The organism is Rathayibacter sp. CAU 1779 (genome assembly GCF_054551755.1).
The window spans coordinates 323929-349613 of record NZ_JBTOLK010000002.1; the positions used below are offsets into that span (position 1 = coordinate 323929).

Consider the following 25685-nt stretch of genomic DNA (forward strand, 5'->3'; position numbering starts at 1 on the left):
CGATGACCGTTCCGCTATCGGCTTAACGACAGAGCCGGCGACAACCAGTCGCCGGCTCTTCTTACTTGTGTTCCTGATGACGTCAGGCCGCGCACTCCACGCAGATCGGTCCCAGCTTCGTCTCGTGGTCGATCTGAGAGCGGTGCTTCACGAGGAAGCAGCTCACACACGTGAACTCGTCGGCTTGCGGAGGAAGCACGACGACGTCTAGATCGAGGTCGGAGAGATCGGCGCCGGGCAACTCGAATCCGCCGGGGTTGTCGGCATCGTCGACGTCGACCACCCCGGACATCTTGTCCGGCACTCGCTCCTTCAGAGCCTCGATCGACTCGGAGTCGTCGTCGGTCTTCCGCGGCGCGTCGTAATCGGTTGCCATGCCCATCCACTTCTTGATTGACTGCGTACCGAAGAAATCGGCGGGCATAGTTTGCACCAGGCGCCCTGGAATAGCAAACAAGCCCTCAGGTTCTTCGGATCTTGCCTTTGCGCACCCATCAACTCGCGGCACGCCCCGGTTATTCCCGGGCAATGGCGCTCGCACATGGCAAAGTGGGGGGCGAACGCAACCAGGTCGAAAGAGGCGTTTCGCATGCAGGATTTGAAGGTCATCGGCGTCGAGAACGGCGCACTGCTCGCCGCGAACGACAGTGGTGAACGATTCCGCATCGCCATCGACGAGATGTTGCAGTCCCGGCTCCGTCAGCTCAAGCCGGAGCCTGTGAACGGGCCGAAGGTGTCGCCGCGCGAGATCCAGGCGCACATCCGCTCGGGCATGTCGGCGGATGAGGTCGCGACGCTCACTGGCGCTGCCATCGGCTACGTCGAGCGATTCGAGGGGCCGATCATCGCCGAACGGGAGCACATCGTCTCGTCGGCGCTCTCAGTGCCGGTGCGTACCGGTGCCGACATCGATCCGCTCAGCGAGGGATCGACGTTCGGCTCGGTGATTCGCGACCGGCTGACATCCATTGGCGCGTCCGGCGAACGGTGGACGAGTTGGAAAGAGCCGGAGGCGGGCTGGCTCGTCAAGCTCACCTTCACCGCCGACGAGGTCGACCACGACGCGCGCTGGAGCTTCGAGCCACGCAAACTCGCACTCGCTCCGACCAACACGGATGCGCACACGCTGTCCCAGCAGGGCGAGCTCCAGACGGGGCTGATCCCCCGGCTGCGTGCGGTGACGCCCATGGTGCCCGTGCCCGACGAGTCGAAGTTTGACAGCGGCGCGTTCGCCTTCGACGACGCGCCGCAGGCCGCCGCTCGTCCGGAGCCGCCCTTCGGGCGAACGCCTCAGAACATCAACAACGGGATCACCATCCAGGCCATCAAGCGTGCGGACGACGATGAGCCGCGCGATGTGCACCAGACGGCGGACCTGCTCGAAGCACTGCGCAAGCGTCGGGGTGAGCGCGAGGCGGCAGGCTTGCGGGACTCGCAGCCTCAGGCAGTCGATATCCCGCTGGATGCCTTCGATGCGCCCGAACCGGCCGCTCCCGTTCTGCCTCAGGCGCCCGCACCCTCGGCAGCCAACGAACGGCAGACGCAGACCGGTCCCGTGCGGGGCTCGAAGCGAGGACGCAAGTCCATGCCGAGCTGGGACGAGATCGTGTTCGGCGCGCGCACGGACGACGACCTGGCCTGAGCGTCTGGAAGGACGTTCTCTTCGAAGCCGGCCAGCGCTATTCGAATGCGCCAAGCCGCAGGAGCGGGACCTTCTGCTCCTCGGGTGTGAACGATCCGTGCTGACCGACCATCAGCCGTGCCTTGGCGTTCTCGGGCTTCGAGTCGTAATACGCGATCCGGGCTCTGGCGGCGACCAGCACGTTTCCGATGCGTGGTGCCACCGCGGCGTCCACCTCGGGTCCGAACCATCCCGCTTCAATGGCCTCGGCTCGGGTGGCGATCCAGGAACGATGTCCCTCAGCGTCGCGCCACGCCGCAGCGAGGGCGGCTTCCTCGTCGTTCGTCGCGTCCGCCGGGAGGTAGAGCTGGAGCATGCGCGGGTCTCCCCCGACGTGCGCCACCCCGTCCGTCAGCTCAGGCACGCCGTCGTAGATCACATGCGACGACGCGGGAACGTCGAGGATGCCGTGATCGGCCGTGACGAACGCTCCCTCGCCGGCGCGAAGAGTGCGGGCCAGCATGGACATCACCGAGTCGAGCTCCTCGAGCGCGATCAGCCACGAGCTGGACTCGGACCCCTGGCCGTGGGCAGCGACGTCCAGTTCGGGCACATACAGGTAGACGAGGCGCTTGCCTCCGCGATCGAACAGCTCTCGTATGAGTTCGACCCGGCGCTGCATGCTGCTCGCACCGATGTACTCGGCACCGCGCAGGACTGCTGCCGTGTATGACGACGCACGGTAGCGCTCGGGGCCGACAGCGTAAGCGGACACCCCGAGGGGTGCCGCCTGCTCGAAGACCGTGTCGCAACGCTGCCAGGTCGCGGGCGCCGGAGTCCCGGTCCATCCGCTCAGGTGGTTGAAGACGCGATCCGAATCGGGGTCGAATCCGCGGTAGCCGACGATGCCGTGCTCGCCGGGCATCCGTCCCGTGCACAGGGTGGCGATGGCGGCTGCCGTGGTCGTCGGCGATCCGCTGTCGATCGTCGAGGACCTCGTGAGACGAAGTCCCAGGAAGCGGGCATGCCCGGATCGTGCCCGGAGAGCGTGCGCCCCGAGGCCGTCCGCGACGACCACGACGGCCCTCTGGACCTCCGGAAGCGGGATAGTCGGTCGACCACCTGTCATCGCCGCAAGGCAACTGGTCAGAACGTCGGCCAGGCTCGTCGTGGACGGGAATCCGGCCGGTAGCATTGTCCCCACTTGGCCAGTCTGACACACCCGAGTCGACTGGGATCCGTCGTCGGGTCGGCGTGGGAGAACCCGTCGGGACCCCCGTGAGATTGCACGAAGTGAGCGCAGCAGACAACCGCAGATCAAGCCGTACGCCCGCCGCAGAGTCGGCGACTCCAGAGCGCATCGAAGACATCGACGTCTCCGCCGAGATGCAGAGCTCGTACCTGGAGTACGCGTACTCGGTCATCTACTCCCGCGCGCTGCCGGACGCCAGAGACGGGCTGAAGCCTGTGCAGCGTCGCATCCTGTACCAGATGAGCGAGATGGGCCTGCGTCCCGATCGTGCACACGTGAAGTCGGCCCGCGTGACCGGCGAGGTGATGGGCAAGCTCCACCCGCACGGCGACTCCGCCATCTACGACGCGCTCGTGCGCATGGCGCAGGACTTCACGCTGCGCCTGCCCCTCATCGACGGCCACGGCAACTTCGGTTCTCTCGACGACGGGCCTGCCGCCGCCCGATACACCGAGGTCCGCCTGGCGCCGGCCGCGCTCACGATGACCGACGGCATCGATGAGGACGAGGTCGACTTCGTCCCCAACTACGACAACCAGCTGATGCAGCCGGACGTACTGCCGTCGGCCATTCCGAACCTGCTGGTGAACGGTGCCAGCGGCATCGCCGTCGGCATGGCGACCAACATGGCGCCGCACAACCTCGTTGAAGTGGTCGGAGCCGCACGGCACTTGCTCGCGAACCCCGAGGCATCCCTCGACGAGCTCATGGAGTTCGTTCCCGGCCCCGACCTGCCAGGTGGTGGCATCATCGTCGGACTCGACGGCGTCAAGGATGCCTACACCTCCGGCCGGGGCACGTTCCGCACCCGCGCCAAGGTCGCCGTGGAGCCGATCACCGCGCGCAAGACGGGCCTTGTCGTCACTGAGCTGCCTTACCTGGTGGGCCCGGAGAAGGTGATCGAGAAGATCAAGGACGGCGTCAACGCGAAGAAGCTCGCCGGCATCTCCGACGTCACCGACCTCAGCGACCGCAGCAGGGGACTGCGTCTCGTTATCGGCATCAAGACCGGATTCAGCCCGCAGGCGGTTCTCGAGCAGCTGTATCGCTTCACGCCGCTGGAGGACGGCTTCTCGATCAACAACGTCGCCCTCGTCGACGGCAACCCACGCACGCTCGGACTGCGCGAGCTGTTGCGGGTGTACCTCGACCACCGCATCGAGGTCGTGACGCGCCGCTCGAAGTACCGGCTGGCGCGCAAGCGCGAACGCCTGCACCTCGTCGAGGGTCTGCTGATCGCCATCCTCGACATCGACGAGGTCATCCAGGTCATCCGCACGAGCGACGACTCCGACCAGGCGCGAAGTCGGCTGATGCAGGTGTTCGACCTCAGCCAGACACAGTCCGAGTACATCCTCGAGTTGCGCCTGCGCCGCCTGACGAAGTTCTCCCTGATCGAACTGGAGGCCGAGCGCGACACACTGCTGGCGGAGATCGCCGAGCTGGAGGAGATCCTCGCCAGCGACGCACGCATCGAGGGCGTCGTCTCCGACGAGCTTGGCGAGGTGGCGGAGAAGTACGGCACGCCGCGGCGCACCCTGCTCACGTCGGCACGGCCGTCCCGCGCGACGACGGGAGCCAAGGCATCCGCGGTGCTGGAGGTTGCCGATGTGCCGTGTCGCGTGTTCCTCTCGGCCACGGGACGATTGGTGCGCGTCGACCTCGAGCCGGACGCGGAGGGCATTACTCCGCGCATCACTCCCCCGGCACGACGCAGCAAGCACGACGCGATCGCGTGGTCCATCGCGACGACGAGTCGTGCCGAGATCGGCGCAGTGACCAACAGGGGACGCATCGTCAAGATCACCCCGGTCGACCTGCCTGCCGTTCCGGCGAACTCCGTGCAGCTCGCGGCCGGCGTGCGTGCGTCCGACTACGTCGGCCTCACCGACAAGGCTGAGCACGTGCTGGCGCTCGTGGCATCCGACTCTCCGGTCCCGCTCACGCTCGGCACCGCGCAGGGCGTCGTCAAGCGACTCACCCCCGGTGACTGGGCCAACAAGCCGGAGTTCGAGGTGATCGCCCTGAAGCCGGGCGATGTCGTCGTCGGCGCGTGCGAGACGTCTGACACCGACGAACTGGTCTTCGTGACCACGGATGCGCAGCTGCTGCGCTTCGCCGCGTCGAGCGTGCGCCCGCAGGGCCGCGGTGCCGGCGGCATGGCGGGCATCAAGCTGAGCGAGGGCGCGAGCGCCGTCTACTTCGGTGCGGTGTCTCAGGAAGCGGCGGGATCCGCGGTCGTGGTCACCGTCGCGACCAGTGGGGACACGATCGCGGGCACTAACCCGGGCACCGGCAAGGTGTCCGACTTCGCCGAGTTCCCGCCGAAGGGACGCGCGACGGGCGGCGTCCGTGCACAGCGGTTCCTCAAGGGGGAAGACCAGCTCGCACTCGCCTGGGTCGGCGAGGCACCGGCCCTTGCGGTGTCCGGTGAGGGAACCACCCGCACATTGCCGGAAGGCGGTGCCAAGCGCGATGCATCGGGAACTCCGCTCGACGGGGTCATCGGCGCTATCGGTGGCCCTGTGCGTTGAGCCGGCGACCCTCGGTCGGCGCGTGAGGTGACGCGCATCCGTCGGTGCCCGGCTCGGACCCCGACGGATGCGCGGGTTTCAAGGGCGACACGGGGCCGCGGGATCAGGCGTCGATGCGCTCGCGGCTCAGCTGGTCGCTGCCGGAGATGATGAACTCCTTGCGCGGCGCCACGTCGTTGCCCATCAGCATCTCGAACACCTCGGCCGCCCGCTCAGCGTCGTCGAGACGCACGCGACGGAGCAGACGGTGCGTACGGTCCATGGTCGTCGTGGCGAGCTGGTCGGCGTCCATCTCGCCGAGGCCCTTGTAGCGCTGCGGAGGCTCCTGCCAGCGGCGTCCAGCCTTCTTCAGGTTGCCGAGCACGGCGTGAAGTTCCTTGTCCGAGTACGTGTAGATCGTCTCGTTGGGCTTGGATCCCGGATTGATCGCGATCACGCGGTGCAGCGGCGGCACGGCCGCGAACACGCGACCGGCCTCGATCATCGGTCGCATGTAGCGGAAGAACAGGGTCAGAAGCAGGGTGCGGATGTGCGCACCGTCGACATCCGCATCGCTCATGATGATGACCTTGCCGTAGCGCGCGACGTCGATATCGAAGCTGCGCCCGGAACCGGCGCCGATGACCTGGATGATGGATGCGCACTCGGCGTTCGACAGCATGTCAGAGACCGACGCCTTCTGCACGTTCAGGATCTTGCCGCGGATGGGCAGCAGCGCCTGGTGCTCGCTGTCGCGCGCCCGCCTGGCCGTCCCGAGCGCAGAGTCGCCCTCCACGATGAACAGCTCGCTGTTCGCCACGTCGGTGGACCTGCAGTCGACGAGCTTCGACGGCAGCGACGACGTCTCGAGCGCGTTCTTTCGCCGCTGGGTCTCTTTGTGCGCCCGCGCCGAGATGCGCGACTTCATCTCGGAGACGACCTTGTCGAGGAGCAGAGCCGACTGGGCCTTGTCATCGCGCTTGGACGAGGAGAACCGGGATGCCAGGCCGTCCGCCACGACCTTCGCGACGATCGCGCGCACCGCCGGGGTGCCCAGCACTTCCTTCGTCTGGCCCTCGAACTGCGGCTCGGGGAGACGGACCGTCAGCACGCCGGTGAGGCCGGCGAGGATGTCGTCCTTCTCCAGCTTCTCGTTCGCAGAGACCTTCAGACGGCGGGCGTTCTGCTCCACCTGCTGGCGGAAGAACTTCATCAGACCCTGGTCGAAACCGACCTGGTGACTTCCGCCCTTCGGCGTGGCGATGATGTTGACGAACGTGCGGAACACGGTGTCGTATCCGGTGCCCCAGCGCAGCGCGACGTCCACCTCGCACTCGCGCTGGACCTCAGTGGGCAGCATCGCACCGTGCTCGTTGAGCACGGGGACGGTCTCGACAAAGGATCCGGATCCGGTGAGTCGCCATGTCTCCGTGACGGCCGTGTCTGGTGCCAGGTAGTCGGCGAACTCGCTGATGCCGCCTTCGTAGAGGAAGTCGGTGCGTTCGGGTGCGTCGCCACGAGTATCCGTGATCCCGATCGTGAGCCCCGGCACCAGGAACGCAGTCTGGCGGGCACGGCCGATGAGATCATCGGCGCTGAACTCCACGTTCTTGCCGAAGATCTGGCGATCGGCCCAGTAGCGGATGCGCGTGCCCGTGACGCCCTTGGCGACCTTGCCCACCACACGCAGTTCGCTGCGCGACTCGAAGGGGGTGAACGTCGAGTTGGGGCTGGGCTCGCCCTTGTCCGCGAACACTCCGGGCTCGCCTCGATGGAAGGACATGGCCCACGTCTTGCCGTCGCGGTCCACCTCGACATCGAGACGTTCGGACAGCGCGTTCACCACCGACGCGCCGACGCCGTGCAGACCGCCGGATGACGAGTACGAGCCGGATCCGAACTTGCCGCCGGCGTGCAGCTTGGTGAAGACCACCTCGACGCCGGAGAGCCCCGTCTTGGGTTCGATGTCGACGGGGATGCCGCGGGCGGTGTCGCGCACCTCGATGCTCTCGTCCGGGTGGAGCAGAACCTCGATGTCGGTCCCGAACCCGGCCAGCGCCTCGTCGACGGAGTTGTCGATGATCTCCCAGAGGCAGTGCATGAGGCCGCGTGCGTCCGTCGATCCGATGTACATGCCTGGGCGCTTGCGCACGGCCTCCAGTCCTTCGAGAACCGAGAGGTGTCTGGCGGAGTAATCGTTCGTCGCCACGGAGTCTCCTGTCGTGCAGTCGGTGCGCCTCGGGTGCGTCCACTCGTCATGGAGGGCGAGTGCCGTCCGGGCCGTCTCTCAGGATATCGAGGCAGCGCCGACGCGTAGGGCACCGACACCCTCCCCTGGGATGCGCCTGTCCGTTCGCATACGCGCACAGCGAAATGCCGTGCATTCGGGCATACCGGCAATGCCGACGTGCTTGTATGGAATGCAAGTACTCGCAAAGGGTTCGGGTTTTCCAGAAAGGAGCTCAGCATGTCGAATTACGCAGGCCATGTCGCCACCCCCGGTGCCGACGAGCTCCCCTCGGGCCCCGCGCTCACGGCGGCAGACCGCTGTGACGCGTGCGGCGCTCAGGCGTACGTGCGGGTGACCGTGAACGGCAGCGAGCTGCTGTTCTGCGCCCACCACGCGAAGAAGCACCACGAGAAGCTCTCGAGCATCGCCACCAGCTGGCACGACGAGACCGACAGGCTGTTCGAGGAGCAGCGAGCCTGATCCTCTCGCGGAACGAATCGTCCGAAGCCCCATCGCGAAAGCGGTGGGGCTTCGTCGTGCCGGGCCGTGTCGACCGATGACGGTCAGCGGTAGATGCGCGGGATGCGCCTGTCCACCTTCAGCACGACCTCTTCACCGATCGTGTCGATGAGCTCCGCCCACCCGGTCGCCGTCGGTTCCCCGGCGTCCCCCGGTCCGAAGATCGCGACTTCGTCGCCAACGCGCACGTGTTCGTCGGCGGCGATGGTCATCCAGTCGGTGCCGATCTGTTGAACAGGAAGACTGCGACCGTCGACTCCGACTCTGGCCAGGCCGGCCGCGGTGCTCGGCACACCATGCCATGCCCCCAGCGGCAGCATCGCGGAGTCGGCGCGTTTGTCCACCACGTGCGTGTGCAGCGACATGATCGGGCTGATCCCGAGTTCGTTCTCGTGTGGTCCCCCGGCCGGCGAGATGCCGTAGACGAAGGCGCCGACACGCACCATGTCATAGCGGAACTCCGCCCGCAGGAACGAGGCGGCACTCGCTGCGAGATGGCGGTACTCCGGCGAGAGCCCTGCTGCTTCGGCAGCGGTGAGGGCAAGGTCGAAGCGGCGTCGCGCCTCGTCGTCGTCATCGTCGGACGCTTCGGAGATGTGACTCCACACGCCGTCGACGAGGATGCGGCCCTCATCCTGGAGCTCGGCGGCACGAGCGACGAACGCGCTCCAGTCCTCGCCCCGGACGCCGTTGCGATTGAGCCCGGTGTCGATCTTGAGGTGCACATGCACCGGCCGCGCCGTCGCAGTCGACGCCGCCGCTTCCAGCACCGACCGGTCGCCGACGCCGAGGTCGACGCCGGCGTCCGCCGCGGCGGCGAGATCGTCGCGTGCGCTCAGCAACCACGCGAACGTGCGCACGCCGGAGCCCACGATCCCTCGAATGTGCAGCGCCGTCTCGACGTCGAGGGCCCCGATCCAGCGCACCCCTTGCTCGACCGCACGCGGGACGAGCACATCGGAGCCGTGTCCGTACGCATCGTTCTTGACGACGAACATGGTCTCCGCGGGTGCAACCCGCGACCGGACAGTCTGCAGATTGGCGTCGAACCGCGCCAGATCGACGGCCGCGTACGTCTGAGGGAGCGATTCGCTCATCGGGTATAGCTCCGTACGACTCGAGGGCCGATGCCGGCCGCCAGCTCGACCGGGTCCAGGCCCGTGACCGCAGACCAGCCCGCGACTCCCGGTTCACCGGACTCGGGGTCGCCGAGGAACACCACCTCGTCCCCTGCTTTCGCTGCCACATTCCCCAGATCGATCACGACCACGTCCATCGCGACGCGGCCGATGACGCGCGCGCTGCCGCCGTTCACGATGACCGTCGCGTGATTGCCGATGCTCCGAGGAACGCCGTCCGCGTAGCCGCAGGTGACAAGGGCGATCGTGCCATCGGCGGGCGCGCGGTAGATGTATCCGTACGACACGCCCTCGCCGGCGGCGATCCGTTTCACCGTGACGACCTGTCCGGACAAGCGGCAGACGGACACGCCGGTCGGCGTTCCGTCGCGCAGCGGGATGCCGTACAGACCGCGCCCGACGCGCACGAAGTCGTCATCCGCACCGTATCCGGCGAGGACCCCGCGCGTGCCGTGCACGTGGCGCGGCACGCCGGGAGCGAGCCCGGCCGCGACCTCGAGAGCGGCCGAGGTGGCGGAAGCGGATGTCGCGGCATCCGTCACGCCCATGATGGCGTGCACGCGCGGTGCGGCCTGCGCGATCGCCTCGAACGCGCCGCGATCGTGCGGCGAGATCCCCCGGCTGACGTCGCCACAGGCGACGACCACGTGGATGCCGTCCGCTCCCCCTGCGGTCGCGGCATGGGCTTCGGCGACAGTGCCGACCGCCGCGGCGATTCCCAGCCCGTCGACGCGCTCGCCGGTGGGGCGCAGCGCGAGCACCGGCGTGCCGATCCCGGCGGCGCGCAGTCTCAGCGCTTCGTCGAAGTCGGCGACCGCGAGCATCCGGGCTCCCGCCGCGACGCATTCTCGTGCAACGGGCACGAGGCCGAGACCGTATCCGTCATGGTCCACCCGTGCGATCAGGTCGCTCGACGACGCGCGGTAGCGGCGCACGTTCTCGGCGAGCCTGTCGAGCCGAACGGCAAGCCGGCGGGAGTCCTCGGTCACGGCGTCGTGCTCCTCGTCGTTGCGGAACGGATCGGTCGGCTCACTGGATCGTCGTGAACACCGACGATACGTGCGTGCGCATGCGTTCCGTGGAGCGCGCGGCGAAACGGTCGAATTCGGCGAGCGAGGAGTCGGGCGTGTACTCCACTCCGGCGTGCGTGGCGGCGGCCGCTGCGAGCCGGTCGGCGAGAGAGGGGTTCAGCGGCAGCAACGGCCCCTGGAGGAGCGTGCCGGTGAGGGTCTCGGTGCGGATGCCGTCCGGCCGGGAGACCGATCCCGTCGCGTCGCGCACGATGGTCGCGAACGGGGTCTCGACGCCGGACAGCTCCGTCGCCTGGTCCTCGAATCCGGTGACCTGACCGTACGGGGTCTCCGCGATCGCGTATCCGACGCGGCGCTTGCGGCCGCGGTGTGCCGTCGCGGGGACGATCCCGAGTCCGTCAAGGGTTCCGGTCGGATCCTCGATGCGCGCGCAGAGCAGCTCGAGGCCGGCGCCGACCGCGAAGAACGGCACGCGCTGCGCCCAGTCAGCGAGCGTCGTACGGTGGAGCGCGGCATCCGGAAGCACTCGACGGAGCGCGGACAGCGGACCGTTGCCGATCACGACGAGGTCGGGCTCGGCTCCGAGCGCGTCTCCTGAACGGTGGCGCTCGACCGTGACGGGAACACCGGAGCGTGTGAGTCGCGTGCGCAGCACGTCCACATTTCCCGCGTCACCGGTGACACCGAGCTCGTCGGGGTACAGCTGAAGGATCCGCACTCCTGCGGTGGTGTCCGTCACAGGCGAGTCTCCAGGTCGGGGAATCCGAGGTGCTTGCGGGCGAGCATCATCTGCTCGTAATTCACGAACCACAGCTTGCGGTCGTCTCGCGGGGCGGGAAGACGACGCATGATCTCGATCGCCTCCTCGAGGTCGGGCTCGACGGCCGTGATCGGAACGCCGGCGTACACGAGTCTCAGGGCGACCTGCCAGGCCTTCTCCCCCGTCACCACGTCCACGTGGTCGAGCGAGTCGAAGTTCACGTCGTAGATCCACGAGATGTCCGGCGTCCCCTCGTCGAGGGCGAACATGACCTGCTCGGGCGGGGTGGTCAGCGAGTCGAGATTCAGCTGCAGGCTCGGACCGTTCTTGAACATGATGAACTCGACCGACTCGTCGCCGAACGGGATCACTTCGCCGCGGCCGTACGCCGGCCGCATGTTCGCGAACGCGTCGACCACCTTCGACGGGTCGAAGTCGGCGGCCATCACCAGCTTCGCGGTAGCGGATGCCGCGGCCGCGTCGATCGCGTAGTGCAGCCCGCGGGCGGGCAGCTCGACGCTGAGGACGTCCTCCTCTGCACCCAATCCGCCTGCACCGGAGCCCGCCAAGGCGATCGTCGCCTCGCGGCCGCCGAAGGACCGCACCTCGGACAGCGCGACCGGCCGGGACGTCGCCTCGCCGTCGCGGAAGTCGGGAGCGTTCAACAGGCCGTGCTTGCTCTCGGCGAGCACGGCATCCGACACTCCGAAGTACGACACGTCGGGCACGGACCTCGATCCGAGGCGTTCCTGCACGCGACTGAGCAGCGGGTCCTCACGGTTCGTGACGATGTGCGAGGTGGCCAGCACGGAGGCGTCCAGCATCATGTCCGCCACACGCTCGGTCTCGTAGAACCGGTAGAGCTGATCGACCTGGCAGTTGAGCATCAGCACCGTGCGCGGACTGAGCAGCTTCGCCAGGTCGACCGCGAACGCCTCGTCGACTTCGAGCACGGCCACGTCGGCCGGCAGCTTTCCCGACAGCGTCACCTCCGAGAGCATCGCCGAGGCGATGCCCTGCGGAAGGTTGGCGCCGCTCGGATTCGTGAACACGCCCAGGCCGTGTGCGCGCAGCAGCTCAGAGACCATGTGCGTCGTGGTCGACTTGCCGTTGGAACCGAGCACGAACACGACTCCGTGGCTCCACTGCGCCGAGACGTCCTCGATGAATCGAGGCCAGATCTTGCGCACGAGGTAGCCGGGAAAGGCGGACCCTCCCCCTCTGAGCCGTGTGGCGAACCGCGCGAGGCGGCCGAGCAGGATCGCGAAGAAACGCCGCACGCGCCGGCCTACTCGAGGTAGTCGCGGAGCGACTGCGAGCGGGACGGATGACGCAGCTTCGCCATCGTCTTCGACTCGATCTGGCGGATGCGCTCGCGGGTGACCCCGAACGTGTCGCCGATCTGGTCGAGCGTCTTCGGCATGCCGTCACCGAGTCCGAAGCGCATGCGGATCACTCCGGCCTCACGCTCGGACAGGGAGTCGAGCAGGCTCTCCAGCTGCTTCTGCAGCATGGTGAAGCCCACCGCGTCGGCCGGAACGACCGCCTCGGTGTCCTCGATCAGGTCTCCGAATTCGCTGTCCCCGTCCTCACCAAGCGGAGTGTGCAGGGAGATCGGCTCACGACCGTACTTCTGCACCTCGATGACCTTCTCGGGCGTCATGTCGAGCTCCTTGGAGAGCTCTTCCGGCGTCGGTTCGCGACCGAGGTCCTGCAGCATCTGCCGCTGCACGCGGGCCAGCTTGTTGATGACCTCGACCATGTGCACGGGGATGCGGATCGTGCGGGCCTGGTCTGCCATCGCGCGTGTGATCGCCTGGCGGATCCACCACGTGGCGTACGTGGAGAACTTGAAGCCCTTCGTGTAGTCGAACTTCTCGACGGCACGGATCAGGCCCAGGTTGCCTTCCTGGATCAGGTCGAGGAACTGCATGCCGCGACCGGTGTAGCGCTTGGCGAGCGAGACGACCAGACGGAGGTTGGCCCCGAGCAGGTGGCTCTTGGCGCGCTGCCCGTCACGGGCGACCCAACCCAGGTCGCGTCCCAGCTGGGACCGCTTCTCCTGATCGGTCATGCCGCCGAGCTTCTCCTCGGCGAACAGGCCTGCCTCGATGCGCATCGCGAGCTCGACCTCTTCGGCCGCGTTCAGCAGCGGGACCTTGCCGATCTGCTTCAGGTAATCCTTGACAGGGTCGGCGGTCGCGCCGGTGATCTGCGTCGAGTAGACGGGAACGTCGTCCTCTTCGTCCACCGCGCGAAGCACGATGGCACCGGTGGGCAGTGGTTCGCTGGACTGCGCCGTGTCGCCGTCGGAATCATCCGCCGACTTCGTGGTCTTCACGTCGCCCGCGTCTGCAGAATCGTCACCGGACTCGGCGTCGTCGGGCACATCGGCCTCCTCGAGGTCGCCAGGCTCGGCATCCGCGAGCTCGTCTTCATCGAGCTCTTCCTCGTCGTCCGACTTCGTCGGCGACGCCTTGCGGGACGCCTTGGCCGGCGAAGCCTTCGAGCTCGGCTTCGCCTTGCTCGCGGCCGGCTTGGCGGCCGTCTTAGCGCTCGACTTCGCTGCTGTCGTCTTCGACGCGGCCCGTGCGGGCGCCTTCTTCGCGGCGGCGGTCGTGGGCTCCTCTACGGTGGGGGCGTCAGCCGTTTTGGTTGCCATGGAGTTCACCTTCCAGCCTCCCGATACACACGCGCAGCGGTGTGGATCGCGGGGGTTCGGGTCGCTTGCGGACACTATGAGGACCCATGTCAAGTCCGGAATCTGGTCGCGCAGCCCGGGACGGCCGCTGGCCGATCCTCGAACGCCGCACTGTTCCGAAGGTGAACGGGTCCAATCATCGATTATTGCACGGTTGGAGCACCGGCCACGCAGCGCCGTCCATCAACGGCTCCGGTTCCACCGTGCAACCAGTGCAACCCAGAGCGGACCCACTTCTATTCCCTCATCGTCGAGCAGGCGCTTGCGGGTACGTTTGCGCGCGCCGATCAGGAAGACCACCCCGACGCCGACGACCAGGTATTGCACGGCGAACGCGATCTTGAACCCGTCGACCGTGTACAGCCCCGTTTCCGCCAGATGGCTGTGCCAGTCCAGCAGGACGCCCATCAGGTAGATCATCAGGAAGCTCGCAGCGAATCCGCCGACATTGACGAAGCCGTTCGCGGATCCAAGCGCGTGCATGGGGTTCGACGTGCGCGCGAAGTCGAATCCGATCAGCGAACCGGGACCTCCCGCCCCGATCACCACGAGCAGCAGCACGACGAGCCAGAGCGGCGGCGATCCGGGCCAGAGAAGCATCAGCGTCCACACGACAGCCATCGCGATCACGATGCTGAGCACGATGTTGCTCCGGCGCAGCGGGAAGCGTGCCGTGAGGATGCCGAGCAGGGGTCCGACAACGAGAGCGGCACCGACGATGATCGTCAGCATCCAGGAGGCCTCCGTCGCGCTGTAGCCGAGGGCGAACACCATGAACGGGAAACCCCACATCAGCGCGAACACGGTGCCGGAGGACTGCGTGACGAAGTGGGACCAGAACCCCAGCTGCGTACCCGGGCGCACGATGGCCACCCCGAGCTGATGGAACGACTGGCGCCACGTCGCAGGGCGCTCGCCCTCATCAGCCCCTTCAGGACGGTTGCGCACCGCCAGGAGAATCGCGACGAAGGCGACCACTGCCACGCCGCCTGCTGAGAGAAAGGCGACGGTCCATCCCGATTGGTGCAGCAGAAGCGCGAACGGCACCGCTGAGAGCACCTGACCGAGTTGACCGATGTTGCCGACCCACTGCGACAGCTGCGGTACCTGACGCCCGGAAAACCACGAGTTCACCAGTCTGATGAGCGAGGTGAAGATCATCGCGTCGCCTGCGCCGACGAGGATACGGCCGAGTACGGCGATGCCGATGACGCTCGAGAACGCGACGGTGGCCTGTCCGACCGCCATCAGCGCGGTGCCGACCAGCATGAGTGCTCGCGGTCCGACCCGGTCGATGAGCACGCCCACCGGAATCTGCATGCCGGCGTACACGACCAGTTGGAGCACTGCGAGGGTCGACAGCAGCGACGCGGTGGAGTGGAAGCGATCCGTCGCAGCAACGCCGGCGACACCGATGGTCGACCGCTCCATCACGGCGACGAGGTATCCGAAGACGCCCGCGGCGAAGATCAGCCACGAGCGTACGGAATTCACTCTTCTACGTTACGTGCGGATGCACGACGTCCCGACACCGCATCCGCGCGGCCATTCCGCGTCGCCGTACGAGGCGAGGCTGCGGCTCTCTGGCGGATGCGTCGGCGGCTACCGGCCGGACGCGTCCTCATCGCCCTTGCGGCGGTATGCGAGGAAGTTCTCCAGCTCCGCGGCGATCTCGTCTGCAGACGGCACGGCACCGTCGAGGTGCGTCAGCGGCGACTTCACCGGACTGTCCTGCATGTATGCGTCATGGCGTTGTTCGAGTGCGCCGACGAGACGCTCCAGCTCCGGGTTGCCCGCGACCTGCTCGTCGATGTTCGCGATGAACTCGCGGTCCTCTTCGCGCAACTTGTCGGTCGGGAAGATCAATCCCGTCACGGTGCTGATGCTCTCGATCGCGGCCACTGCCGCCGCCGGATACTCGGTGTCACCCAAGTAATGAGGAACGAGAAGGACGAATCCGATCGTGGAGGCGCCGACCTCCTGCAGGCGGTATTCCACGAGATGCATCGCCGTCGCAGGCGCCTGGGTCGTCGGCCGCCACACCGACATCGAGTCGGCGAGACCCTCACGGTTTCCGCTCACCGTCACGCCGATCGGCCGCGTGTGCGGCACCGGCATCGGGATGCTGTGCACCCAGATCGTCGACCGCACCTTGAGCAGAGAGACGAGGTCGAGGACTGCGGTGGAGAACCGCTCCCACTGGAAGTCGGGCTCGTATCCGGTGAGCAACAGGAACTGCTGCCCGAGCTCGTCGCGCATCAGGTAGAGGCTCAACTGGGCCGGACGGTAATCGGTGAGGTGGTCCTGGTCGAACGTGATGATCGGGCGGCGCGCGCGATAGTCGAGCAGCGCATCCGCGTCGAACCGGGCGATCTCCTCGTTGTCCATCGTCTCGAGCAGATACGTGCTCAGCTGCGAGACGGCGCTTCCTGCGTCGGCGAAGCCGGTGAGTCCGGCAACGAGGTACAGCCCGGTCGGCACGCCGTCGAGTGCCGACCGAACGTCGTAGAGCTCGCGAGGATCCTGCATGAAATCCATGCTAGCCAGCAGCCCCCGGCGCTCCCTGAGGCTGGTGCATGCCCACAGCGAACAGGTCGCGCCGGCCGTAGCATCCTCGATATGGCTTCTCCTTCTCTCTCGCTCTCCCCCACTCGTCCCGAAGCGGCGGCGGGTGACGTCCTCGTTCTCTTCGTGCGCTCGGGAGGTGGGGCGCCGACCGTGCTCGGCCGTGACGTCACGAGTGATGTCCTCGTGCAGGTGAGGTCGACGGGAGCAGTTGACCAGGTGATCCGGATCCCCGCCGGCGTCCTCGACGACCTGCCCGTCGTGCTCTCCGGCCTCGGGCCTGTCGTCAGCACGGCATCGCTCCGCGCCGCGGCGGGTGCCGCCGCGCGGTCGGCAGCGGGAGACGGGCGTCTGATCCTCGACCCCGGTGCTGACACGGATGAGCAGCTCACCGCGGTCCTGGAAGGCGCAGCCATCGGGAGCTACGCGTACGCGGGGCGCTCCACACGCGGCGACGATCGTCCGCCCGTCGCCGAGATCGTCGTACTCGGATCCACGGATGCCGCCGAGCAGCTCGTCGGTCGGGCCCGAGTGCTCGCGGACGCCGTCTTCCTCACCCGTGATCTCGCGAACACGCCCCCGTCGGAGCAGGGACCCCAGGATCTCGCGGACGCAGCCGTCGCAGCGGCGGCGGACCTCCCCATCGACGTGCGGGTCTGGGACGAAGCCGCACTCGAGGCGGACGGATTCGGCGGAATCGTGGGCGTTGGCAAGGGATCCGTCCGCCCGCCGAGGCTGGTGCGCCTCGACTACGCGCCGGCCGAGGCACTCTCGCACGTGGCGTTCGTCGGCAAGGGGATCACGTTCGACTCCGGCGGCCTCTCGCTGAAGCCCCCGGTCTCGATGGTCGGCATGAAGTACGACATGGCGGGCGCAGCATCCGTTCTCGCCGCCGTCGTGGCCGTCGCCCGGCTGGGACTTCCGGTGCACGTCACCGGGTGGATGTGCATCGCGGAGAACCTGCCGTCCGGTTCCGCCATTCGTCCGAACGACGTGCTCACCATCAAGGGCGGCACGCGCGTCGAGGTGCTCAACACCGACGCCGAGGGTCGGCTCGTGCTCGCGGACGGGCTGCAGGCGGCGTCTGGCGAGCATCCGGACGTCGTCATCGACATCGCGACGCTCACCGGTGCTCAGGTCGTCGCGCTCGGCACCAGGTACTCGGCCGTGATGGGCGACGACGATGTCGTGACCCGGATCACGGATGCCGCCGCCCGCTCAGACGAGCTCGTCTGGCCGATGCCGCTGCCCGCCGAGCTGCGCGCGACGCTCAAGTCCGAGGTCGCCGACCTCACGAACGCCACGCCAGGCAACACAGCGGGCGGGATGCTGCTGGCCGGCGTCTTCCTGCGGGAATTCGTGGGCAAGGCATCCGCTGATTCGGCAGCCGGGAACGTGCCATGGGCGCACCTGGACATCGCGGGACCGGCACAGAACCACGGGTCGCCCTACGGCTACACGGCGAAGGGCGCCACCGGCGTTCTGGTGCGAACGCTCGTCGCCGTGGCCGAGGACTTCACTGCCCGGTAGTAGGGTCGTATGGGCAGGAATCGCCTGCCGACTGACGGCCGCCTGCAGCCGAAAACCGATCGCTCGCAGACGGTGACGTCCACCATCCCGACCCGAGGAGTGAATGGGTGTCTGAGCAGAACTTCGACATCGTGGTTCTGGGCGGCGGGAGCGGAGGCTACGCAGCGGCATTGCGCGCGAGCGAGCTCGGCTTCTCTGTTGCCCTTATCGAGAAGGACAAGGTCGGAGGGACCTGCCTGCATCGCGGATGCATCCCGACGAAGGCGCTCCTGCATGCCGCCGAGGTCGCCGATTACTCGCGCGAGTCGTCGAAGTTCGGCGTGACCACCACGTTCGATGGCATCGACATCGCGGGGGTCACCACCTATCGCGAAGGCATCGTCGCGAAGAAGTACAAGGGCCTTCAAGGTCTCGTCAAGGCGCGCGGCATCACGACGGTCGAGGGTGAGGGCCGCCTCGTCGCACCGAAGACGGTGCGCGTCGGCGACGTCGACTACATCGGCACGAACGTTGTTCTCGCGACGGGGTCGTACTCCCGGTCGCTGCCCGGCCTGGAGATCGGCGGACGCGTCATCACCAGTGAGCAGGCGCTCGAGCTCGACTTCGTTCCCAAGAAGGTCGCCGTCCTGGGCGGCGGCGTCATCGGCGTCGAGTTCGCCAGCGTCTGGAAGTCGTTCGGCGCCGAGGTGACCATCATCGAGGCGCTCCCCCACCTCGTCCCCAACGAGGACGAGTCGATCAGCAAGTCGCTGGAGCGCGCGTTCCGCCGCCGCGGGATCGACTTCCGCCTCGGCATCCGATTCCAGGGCGTGACGCAGAACGACGACGGCGTCGTGGTGACACTGGAGAACGGCGACACCGTCGAAGCCGAGCTGCTGCTCGTGGCCGTCGGCCGCGGTCCCGTCACGGCCGGGCTCGGTTACGAGGAGGCAGGAGTCACGATCGATCGCGGATTCGTGATCACGGATGAGCGCCTTCGCACGGGCGTCGATGGCGTGTATGCGGTCGGCGACATCGTTCCCGGGCTGCAGCTCGCGCACCGCGGATTCCAGCAGGGCATCTTCGTCGCTGAGGAGATCGCCGGCCTGTCGCCGATCGTCGTGTCGGATGTGAACATCCCCAAGGTCACGTATTGCGACCCTGAGGTCGCGTCGATCGGACTGAGCCAGGCGAAGGCCGAGGCGGAGTACGGCGCGGAGAACGTGTCGTCGTACGACTACAGCCTCGCCGGCAACGGCAAGAGCGAGATCATCGGCACTACGGGTTCGATCAAGGTCGTGCGCGTCAACGACGGACCTGTCGTGGGCATCCACATGATCGGTGCGCGCGTCGGGGAACTCATCGGAGAGGCGCAGCTCGCCGTGAACTGGGAGGCGTACCCCGAGGACATCGCGCCGTTCATCCACGCGCACCCCACCCAGAACGAGGCTCTCGGTGAGGCGTTCCTCTACCTTGCGGGCAAGCCGCTGCACGCGCTGTGACCACGGCGCCGGGCCGGTCACTGCAATAAGCTTTCGTATCGAATCGCATTCTTAAAGGAGACATAGTCATGAGCGAATCCGTCAGCCTCCCGGCACTCGGTGAGAGTGTCACGGAAGGCACGGTAACCCGCTGGCTGAAGCAGGTGGGTGACCGCGTCGAGGTCGACGAGCCGCTGCTCGAGGTTTCGACCGACAAGGTGGACACGGAGATCCCGTCGCCTGTCGCGGGTGTCATCGAGCAGATCCTCGTTCAGGAGGACGAGACCGTCGAGGTCGGGACTCCGCTCGTGACGATCGGTGACGGCTCGGGTGCAGGTGCCGAGGCGCCGGACGCCGAGGCGCAGGCGGAGGCCCCCGCCGCTGCCGAAACCCCGGCGGAGCCGGCACCGGCAGCTCAGGAGGCTCCGGTCGTTCAGGAGGCGCCGGCCGAACCGGCACAGCCGGTCGCCGCGACAGAGCCCGTGCAGGAGCAGGTTTCGCCGACAGCCGAGGTTCCGTCGGCCGCCGCTGAGACGCCCGCACAGGCACCCGCACCGGCCCAGGTCGAGCAGCCGCCGGCGGCACCCGAGCAGGCCGCGCCGGTTGCAGCGCCGGCCCCCGCCGCTCCCGCTCCGGCTGCTCCGGCCGCTCCGGCCCCGGCTACCCCCGCCCCGGCTGCTCCGGCCCCGGAGGCGTCTGCTCCCGTGGCGCCCGCTGTATCCGGCTCCCATGCTGGATCCGGATACGTCACGCCCATCGTCCGCAAGCTCGCCAATGAGCAGGGTGTCGACCTCGCTGCCGTCACCGGCACCGGAGTTGGGGGACGGATCCGCAAGCAGGACGTGCTGAGCGCAGGCTCTGCGGCTCCGGCGGCTGCCGCAGCCGCTCCAGTGAGCACGAAGCTCGAGACCTCTCCGCTGCGCGGGACAGTGCAGCCCATGTCCCGTCTCCGCAAGGTCGTCGCCGACCGTGCGGTCGTTTCGCTGCAGAATTCCGCTCAGCTGACGACTGTCGTCGAGGTGGACGTCACCAAGGTGGCTGCACTCCGCACCCGCGTGAAGGGCGACTTCGAGAAGGCGACCGGAACCAAGCTGTCGTTCCTGCCGTTCTTCACGCTCGCTGCCGCCGAGGCACTGAAGGCGTACCCGGTGATCAACGCGACGGTCGACGGCGACAACATCGTCTACCCGGATCACGAGAACATCTCGATCGCGGTCGATACCGAGCGCGGACTGCTGACCCCGGTCGTGCGCAACGCGAGTGGCCTGACGATCGCCCAGCTGTCGCAGCAGATCGCGGACCTCGCCCAGCGCACCCGCGACAACAAGCTGAAGCCGGACGAGCTGGCGGGTGGCACGTTCACCGTCACGAACACGGGATCCCGTGGCGCCCTGTTCGACACTCCCCTGGTGTTCCTGCCGCAGGTCGCCATCCTCGGCACCGGCATCGTTGCCAAGAAGCCCGTGGTCGTTCAGGCTGACGGCACCGACTCGATCGCCATCCGCTCGACGGTGTATCTTGCGCTCTCCTACGACCACCGCATCGTGGACGGCGCGGACGCCGCTCGCTTCCTCGTTGCCGTGAAGAACCGCCTGGAGGAAGCCGCGTTCGACGCCGACCTGGGAATCTGACGCCGATCGCAGAGCGCGACATCGAGGTCGTCAGTCCTCGAACACAGCACGAAGACGCCAGCCGGCTTCGGTCTTGATCACCAGGACCGAAGCCGGCTTCGTCGTTCCCGCCGTATCGGGGGCGACGGCGATGACGGATGTGTCTCCCATCGACTCGGTCAGCGAGAGTTGGGCTTCCGTCGGCGTATCCGCCGGCACCCCTCCCCGGGTCAGGAGGGCCATGTCCGATGCGAGCAGGGCCGAGTCCGCCTGATCGACGTCGGTGAGGCATCCGGAATCCGCACGGGCGAAGCATGCGGACCGGTGCTGCAGAAGCAGGGCGGCCGCTCGAACGGGATTGTCGTCGGAGGACGGTTCGGGCGGCAAGGTCGCTCGCGTGCCGGGGCTCGACGACGAGCGGTCAGGATCGGACCCCGAGCGTGCGGATGCTCGTGCTGACGACGAAGGCGTCACGAGCGCGCCATCCGAACGGGTGGTCGCCGTCGTCGATTCTGGTGTCTGGGCTCGTCCGGCCGGAGGCCCTGGGATGGTGAGGAGCGCGACCACCGTCAGCGCGACAGCCGTGCCGAAAGCCACGACCACGGCCTTCTTCCGGCCGTGCAGCAGACGACGCAGCGGGGCCGCGACCACGGTGCCGATTCCGCGCTCCATCGCGGAGACGAGGAGGCGTGATCCGCGCCGCCAGACATCCGGGTCCCGTGTCTCGGAGTTCGTGGGCGGTGCGCCGTCGCGCTCTCGAGCGATGGCGGGCGCTGCCCGGGGGTCGAGAACTTCGCCACGGCGCGCCGCGGCGGTGCTGACGGGTCCTGCCGGACCCAACGCGAAGAGCGCGGACTCGACGTCCGCGATAGCCGTCGCAGCGTCGTGATCACCGGTCTCAAGCGCTCGCAGTGCGGCTCGAACACTCCTGATCGCCTCGTCCGTTGCTCCCTCGGCTCCCGCCACGACGGATTGGATCAGTGTCGCCGTGGCCGACCAGTCCGCCGACATCCTCGCTGAGGTGGCGGGGAGAGCGCCGCCGAAGCCGATCAGAACCGGACATCCGCCCGCATCGAAGAGGACGTTCGCGGCCGTGACAGCGCCGTGCGTCCAGCCGGAGCGGTGCACCGCGACAACCGCTCGCACGACGGACACCCCGATGGTCACGGCCTCCGCCACGTCGACGAGATCCTTCTCGCGCCGCCAGGATGCCAGGGAAGGGCCGTCCAGGCGCTCCAGCACCACACAAGGCGGATGCTCTGCACACACTGCGACATCGAGGATCCGGACGATGTGCTGGTCCTCGAGCGCGGAGAGGCACTCCACCTCGTGCCCGTCCTCCCGTGCGTCCTCGCGAGCGAGCTCGTCGGAGCTCCTGCGCATCTTGACGACGACCTGACCCTCGTCGCCCGTCGCAAGGTAGCAGACGCTGCGCGGGCCGGATCCGAGGATGCGGAGCAGTCGGTATCCGCCGACGTGACTGCGCACAGTGGCCGACGCAGCGGGATGATGGTCTGCGGGATGCGGAGCACGCCGCTGCGAGCGGCGCTCGGTACGTCGGGACATGGACAGCAGGATTCCCGATTCCCGACGCCCGGCATCCGGCTGACCGTCGCGATGTGCACAGCGCGGCGCACCCGGAACCTGAGGACGAGGAGAGCCACGTAGACTTCCATCGTGATCGACTACGTCGACACGGGGCTAAGCGCCAACTCCGTGCCGTATCTCGACGCCCTCGACCAGCAACGTGCCGTGCACGCTGCTGTCGTCGACGGGCGGGCGCCCGATACCGTCCTCCTCCTCGAGCACGAGTCCGTGTACACAGCGGGCAAGCGCACCGAACCCGACGAACGACCTGCCGACGGCACGCCGGTGATCGACGTCGACCGCGGAGGCAAGATCACCTGGCACGGCCCTGGACAGCTCGTGGGGTACCCGATCCTGCGCCTGCCAGAACCCATCGACGTGGTCGGATACGTCCGGCGACTCGAGGGCATGCTGATCGACGTGCTGGCCGACCTCGGCGTCGACAGTCACCGGGTCGAGGGCCGTAGCGGTGTCTGGGTGTCTCAGGATGGGCCGGACGCGAAGATCGCCGCCATCGGCATCCGCGTCGCGTCCGGTGTGACGATGCACGGCTTCGCTCTGAACTGCAGCAACGACCTCTCCCCGTACGACCGCATCGTCGCCTGCGGCATCCGCGACGCCGGCGTCACGACGATCTCGAGAGAGCTCGGCCGAACGGTGACTCCGCAGGATGCCGCACCGCTGGTGCGCGCGCACTTCGACGCCGTGATCGGCGTCGTGGCATGACCGCCGCACCGGAAGGGCGCAGGATGCTGCGCCTCGAGGCGCGCAACGCCGAGACGCCGATCGAACGCAAGCCGGAGTGGATCAAGACCCGCGCGCGCATGGGTCCGGAGTACACGCAGCTGCAGAACCTCGTGAAGTCCGAGCAGCTGCACACGGTGTGCCAGGAGGCGGGCTGCCCCAACATCTACGAGTGCTGGGAGGACCGGGAGGCGACGTTCTTGATCGGCGGAAGCCAGTGCACCAGGCGGTGCGACTTCTGCCAGATCGACACGGGCAGGCCTGCGGACTTCGACGCGGATGAGCCACGTCGTGTCGGCGAGAGCGTGACAACGATGGGCCTGCGCTACGCCACAGTGACGGGAGTCGCACGCGACGACCTTCCGGATGAGGGTGTATGGCTGTACGCGGAGACGATCAGGGAGATCCATCGTCAAGCACCGGGAACGGGGGTGGAGATCCTCGTGCCCGACTTCAGCGGGCGGCCGGAGCATCTGCGGCAGGTCTTCGACGCCGCTCCCGAGGTGTTCGCGCACAACGTGGAGACGGTGCCGCGACTGTTCAAACGCATCCGTCCGGCCTTTCGCTACGAGCGATCGCTCGACGTGATCACTCAGGGACGCGACGCCGGAATGATCACGAAGTCGAACCTCATCCTGGGCATGGGCGAGGAACGGCACGAGGTGAGCGAGGCGCTCGTGCATCTGCGGGACGCGGGGACCGACATCCTCACGATCACGCAGTACCTGCGTCCGAGCCCACGGCATCTTCCGGTCGCGCGCTGGGTGCGACCGGAAGAGTTCGTGGAGCTCAAGGAGGAGGCGGAGGCACTCGGGTTCCTCGGCGTGCTCGCGGGGCCTCTCGTGCGGTCGTCGTATCGAGCCGGACGCCTCTGGGCGCAGTCGATGGCTGCGAAGGGCCGCGAGATCCCTGCCGCGATGCAGGCGCTTGCGGATGCCTCGCTCGGCTTCGCCCAGGCGGTCTGAGGTGCCGGCGTCTCTCGCGAGTGCACCCGCATTTTCGCGCGTGTTGACCCGGTATTCTTTTCTGCATGGCACGTAAGGACTCCGCAGCGACGAAGGAACCCGGCCGCATCAAGCAGATGTGGCAGGTGTTCCAGATGACCCGTCGTTACGACGCACGGGCGCCCTGGTACATGCTCGGCACGTTGCTGCTCGGCGCGGTCATCGGCGTGGTGCTGGCGCTCACGATCACGGGCGGCAACGTCTTCTCGATCGTGCTGTGGGTTCTCGCCGGCGTCCTCGCGGGTGCTCTCGGCGCCATCATCGTCCTGGGGCGTCGCGCGGAGCGCGCGGCCTATTCGCAGATCGAGGGTCAGCCCGGTGCGGTCGGCGCCGTGCTGCGCAGCTCCCTGAAGCGTTCGTGGCGTGGCAGCGAGATGCCGGTGGCGGTGAACGGTCGCACACGTGACGCCGTCTACCGTGCGGTCGGCCGCGGCGGCGTCGTGCTGATCGGCGAGGGACCGGCGACCCGCACGCGCAAGATGGTCGACGACGAGAAGCGCAAAATCGCGCGCATCGTGCCCAACGTGCCGATCAACGTGTTCTCGGTCGGCCCGGATGCGGATGCCGTTCCGCTCCACAAGCTCGCCGGTCGAATGGCCAAGATCAAGGTCGCACTGACGAAGCCCGAGGTGCTCGCGGTCGACAACCGCCTGAACTCCCTCGGCACGCAGATGCCGATCCCGAAGGGCGTCGACCCGTTGAAGGTGCGTCCACAGCGCGCTCGCTGAGCACAGCGGATGAGAAGTGCGGCGGTCGAATGGACCGCCGCACTTCTTCGTTCAAGGGGCCGCGGCTCTCTCAGGCGCGAATCAGCACTGTTCCAGCGACCTTGTCGTGGAACCCGCGCTGATCGGAGTCCCACACGACCGCTGGGATGACGATGCACAGCAGAACGGTGCGCACCAGCGGGCGCCACAGGCCGACCCATTTGCCGTTCAGTGCGACGAGGCGAAGCCCGACGATGCGGTGTCCGATGCTTCCGCCGATCGTCGGGATGAAGACGTACTGCAGCAGGGCGAAAATGCCGAGGGTCGCCCATCCGTCGTAGTGCGCGAACGCCAGCGACAGCAGCGACGCGATCGCCCAGTCGATGACGAGGGCGAGGATGCGCCGCCCTGCTCGTCCCACCGAGTTCGGACCGGTCTCGGGAAGTCCGAGGCGCTCCCCCGGATAGCGGCTGGGGGCGAGATCACCGAAACGGCGCGGTGGCGTGGAGCTGGACACCGAGCGAGTCTATCCGCGCACCTCGGAACTCCGCCGTTCGGCGGCCCCGATCATGCGCGGGAGCTCAGAGACGTCCGCGACCGAGCAGTGTGCATCATGCGGACCCGCGTAACATCCCGGAAACAATCGCGATACGGTGGGGAAACCGCCGGCACCTAGCCTTGCAGCGGCTGCTCGCGCAGTCCCACCCGCCTC

Annotated in this window: 21 protein-coding genes; 9 read left to right on the forward strand and 12 right to left on the reverse strand. The window is 67.6% G+C overall.

The annotated features are described in order from the left end of the window. Nucleotides 1-82: 82 nt before the first annotated feature. Nucleotides 83-376 (reverse strand): DUF4193 domain-containing protein, encoded by a 294-nt coding sequence (locus ACX9R5_RS12455; protein WP_170023872.1) that lies wholly within the window; start codon nt 374-376, stop codon nt 83-85. A 51-nt stretch (nt 377-427) separates the two neighbouring features. On the opposite strand from ACX9R5_RS12455, the gene sepH reads away from it, so the two are divergent. Further along, nucleotides 428-1642: a septation protein SepH gene (sepH, locus tag ACX9R5_RS12460; RefSeq protein WP_459409352.1), complete on the forward strand. Its 1215-nt coding sequence runs from the start codon at nt 428-430 to the stop codon at nt 1640-1642. Nucleotides 1643-1679: 37 nt separating this feature from the next. Here sepH and ACX9R5_RS12465 read toward each other — a convergent pair whose 3' ends face one another. Beyond that, nucleotides 1680-2816: an alkaline phosphatase family protein gene (locus tag ACX9R5_RS12465; RefSeq protein WP_459409681.1), complete on the reverse strand. Its 1137-nt coding sequence runs from the start codon at nt 2814-2816 to the stop codon at nt 1680-1682. 191 nt (nt 2817-3007) lie between these two features. Here ACX9R5_RS12465 and ACX9R5_RS12470 point away from each other — a divergent pair, with 191 nt between their 5' ends. Then, nucleotides 3008-5407 (forward strand): DNA gyrase/topoisomerase IV subunit A, encoded by a 2400-nt coding sequence (locus ACX9R5_RS12470; RefSeq protein ID WP_459409682.1) that lies wholly within the window; start codon nt 3008-3010, stop codon nt 5405-5407. Between the two features lie 103 nt (nt 5408-5510). On the opposite strand, the gene ACX9R5_RS12475 is transcribed toward ACX9R5_RS12470, so the two are convergent. Then, nucleotides 5511-7595 (reverse strand): DNA gyrase/topoisomerase IV subunit B, encoded by a 2085-nt coding sequence (locus tag ACX9R5_RS12475; RefSeq protein WP_459409353.1) that lies wholly within the window; start codon nt 7593-7595, stop codon nt 5511-5513. Nucleotides 7596-7853: 258 nt separating this feature from the next. Between ACX9R5_RS12475 and ACX9R5_RS12480 the strand changes: the two genes are divergently transcribed. Further along, nucleotides 7854-8096, forward strand: a complete 243-nt coding sequence (locus ACX9R5_RS12480; protein WP_459409354.1) for a DUF7455 domain-containing protein — start codon at nt 7854-7856, stop codon at nt 8094-8096. Between the two features lie 83 nt (nt 8097-8179). Here the strand turns inward: ACX9R5_RS12480 and ACX9R5_RS12485 are convergent, their stop codons facing one another. The 7 genes from ACX9R5_RS12485 to ACX9R5_RS12515 form a co-directional block, all read right to left on the reverse strand. Beyond that, on the reverse strand, nt 8180-9232 hold the full coding sequence (locus ACX9R5_RS12485; RefSeq protein WP_459409355.1) for an alanine racemase: 1053 nt from the start codon (nt 9230-9232) through the stop codon (nt 8180-8182). Continuing rightward, complete coding sequence (locus ACX9R5_RS12490) at nt 9229-10263, reverse strand: alanine racemase (protein ID WP_459409356.1); 1035 nt, start codon at nt 10261-10263, stop codon at nt 9229-9231. The genes ACX9R5_RS12485 and ACX9R5_RS12490 overlap by 4 nt, the downstream gene beginning before the upstream one ends. Nucleotides 10264-10303: 40 nt before the next feature. After that, on the reverse strand, nt 10304-11044 hold the full coding sequence (locus ACX9R5_RS12495; RefSeq protein WP_459409357.1) for a type 1 glutamine amidotransferase: 741 nt from the start codon (nt 11042-11044) through the stop codon (nt 10304-10306). After that, entirely contained in the window at nt 11041-12345 is a 1305-nt protein-coding gene (locus tag ACX9R5_RS12500) for a MurT ligase domain-containing protein (protein ID WP_459409358.1), read from the reverse strand. Before ACX9R5_RS12500 ends, ACX9R5_RS12495 begins: the two co-directional genes overlap by 4 nt. Before the next feature lie 8 nt (nt 12346-12353). Further along, on the reverse strand, nt 12354-13727 hold the full coding sequence (locus ACX9R5_RS12505; protein ID WP_459409359.1) for an RNA polymerase sigma factor: 1374 nt from the start codon (nt 13725-13727) through the stop codon (nt 12354-12356). Nucleotides 13728-13949: 222 nt separating this feature from the next. Beyond that, a complete protein-coding gene (locus ACX9R5_RS12510; RefSeq protein ID WP_459409360.1) occupies nt 13950-15260 on the reverse strand; it encodes an MFS transporter in 1311 nt (436 codons plus the stop codon). Between the two features lie 108 nt (nt 15261-15368). After that, a complete protein-coding gene (locus tag ACX9R5_RS12515; protein ID WP_459409361.1) occupies nt 15369-16295 on the reverse strand; it encodes a proteasome assembly chaperone family protein in 927 nt (308 codons plus the stop codon). Nucleotides 16296-16385: 90 nt separating this feature from the next. Here ACX9R5_RS12515 and ACX9R5_RS12520 point away from each other — a divergent pair, with 90 nt between their 5' ends. The 3 genes from ACX9R5_RS12520 (at nt 16386) to sucB (ending at nt 20952) form a co-directional block, all read left to right on the forward strand. Next, nucleotides 16386-17861, forward strand: a complete 1476-nt coding sequence (locus ACX9R5_RS12520) for a leucyl aminopeptidase (protein ID WP_459409362.1) — start codon at nt 16386-16388, stop codon at nt 17859-17861. 107 nt (nt 17862-17968) lie between these two features. Further along, the gene (lpdA, locus tag ACX9R5_RS12525) at nt 17969-19342 is read left to right on the forward strand and encodes a dihydrolipoyl dehydrogenase (RefSeq protein ID WP_459409363.1); all 1374 of its coding nucleotides are present in this window, start codon (nt 17969-17971) and stop codon (nt 19340-19342) included. 68 nt (nt 19343-19410) lie between these two features. Further along, nucleotides 19411-20952 (forward strand): 2-oxoglutarate dehydrogenase, E2 component, dihydrolipoamide succinyltransferase, encoded by a 1542-nt coding sequence (gene sucB, locus ACX9R5_RS12530; RefSeq protein ID WP_459409364.1) that lies wholly within the window; start codon nt 19411-19413, stop codon nt 20950-20952. A gap of 30 nt (nt 20953-20982) precedes the next feature. On the opposite strand, the gene ACX9R5_RS12535 is transcribed toward sucB, so the two are convergent. Further along, on the reverse strand, nt 20983-22497 hold the full coding sequence (locus ACX9R5_RS12535) for a protein kinase domain-containing protein (protein ID WP_459409365.1): 1515 nt from the start codon (nt 22495-22497) through the stop codon (nt 20983-20985). Between the two features lie 111 nt (nt 22498-22608). Here ACX9R5_RS12535 and lipB point away from each other — a divergent pair, with 111 nt between their 5' ends. From lipB to ACX9R5_RS12550, 3 genes are all read left to right on the forward strand, one after another. After that, entirely contained in the window at nt 22609-23244 is a 636-nt protein-coding gene (lipB, locus tag ACX9R5_RS12540; protein ID WP_459409366.1) for a lipoyl(octanoyl) transferase LipB, read from the forward strand. After that, entirely contained in the window at nt 23241-24227 is a 987-nt protein-coding gene (lipA, locus tag ACX9R5_RS12545; RefSeq protein WP_459409367.1) for a lipoyl synthase, read from the forward strand. Before lipB ends, lipA begins: the two co-directional genes overlap by 4 nt. Before the next feature lie 65 nt (nt 24228-24292). Next, on the forward strand, nt 24293-24994 hold the full coding sequence (locus tag ACX9R5_RS12550) for a DUF4191 domain-containing protein (protein WP_459409368.1): 702 nt from the start codon (nt 24293-24295) through the stop codon (nt 24992-24994). A 70-nt stretch (nt 24995-25064) separates the two neighbouring features. Here the strand turns inward: ACX9R5_RS12550 and ACX9R5_RS12555 are convergent, their stop codons facing one another. Further along, a complete protein-coding gene (locus ACX9R5_RS12555) occupies nt 25065-25490 on the reverse strand; it encodes an RDD family protein (protein ID WP_459409369.1) in 426 nt (141 codons plus the stop codon). Between the last annotated feature and the right edge of the window lie 195 nt (nt 25491-25685).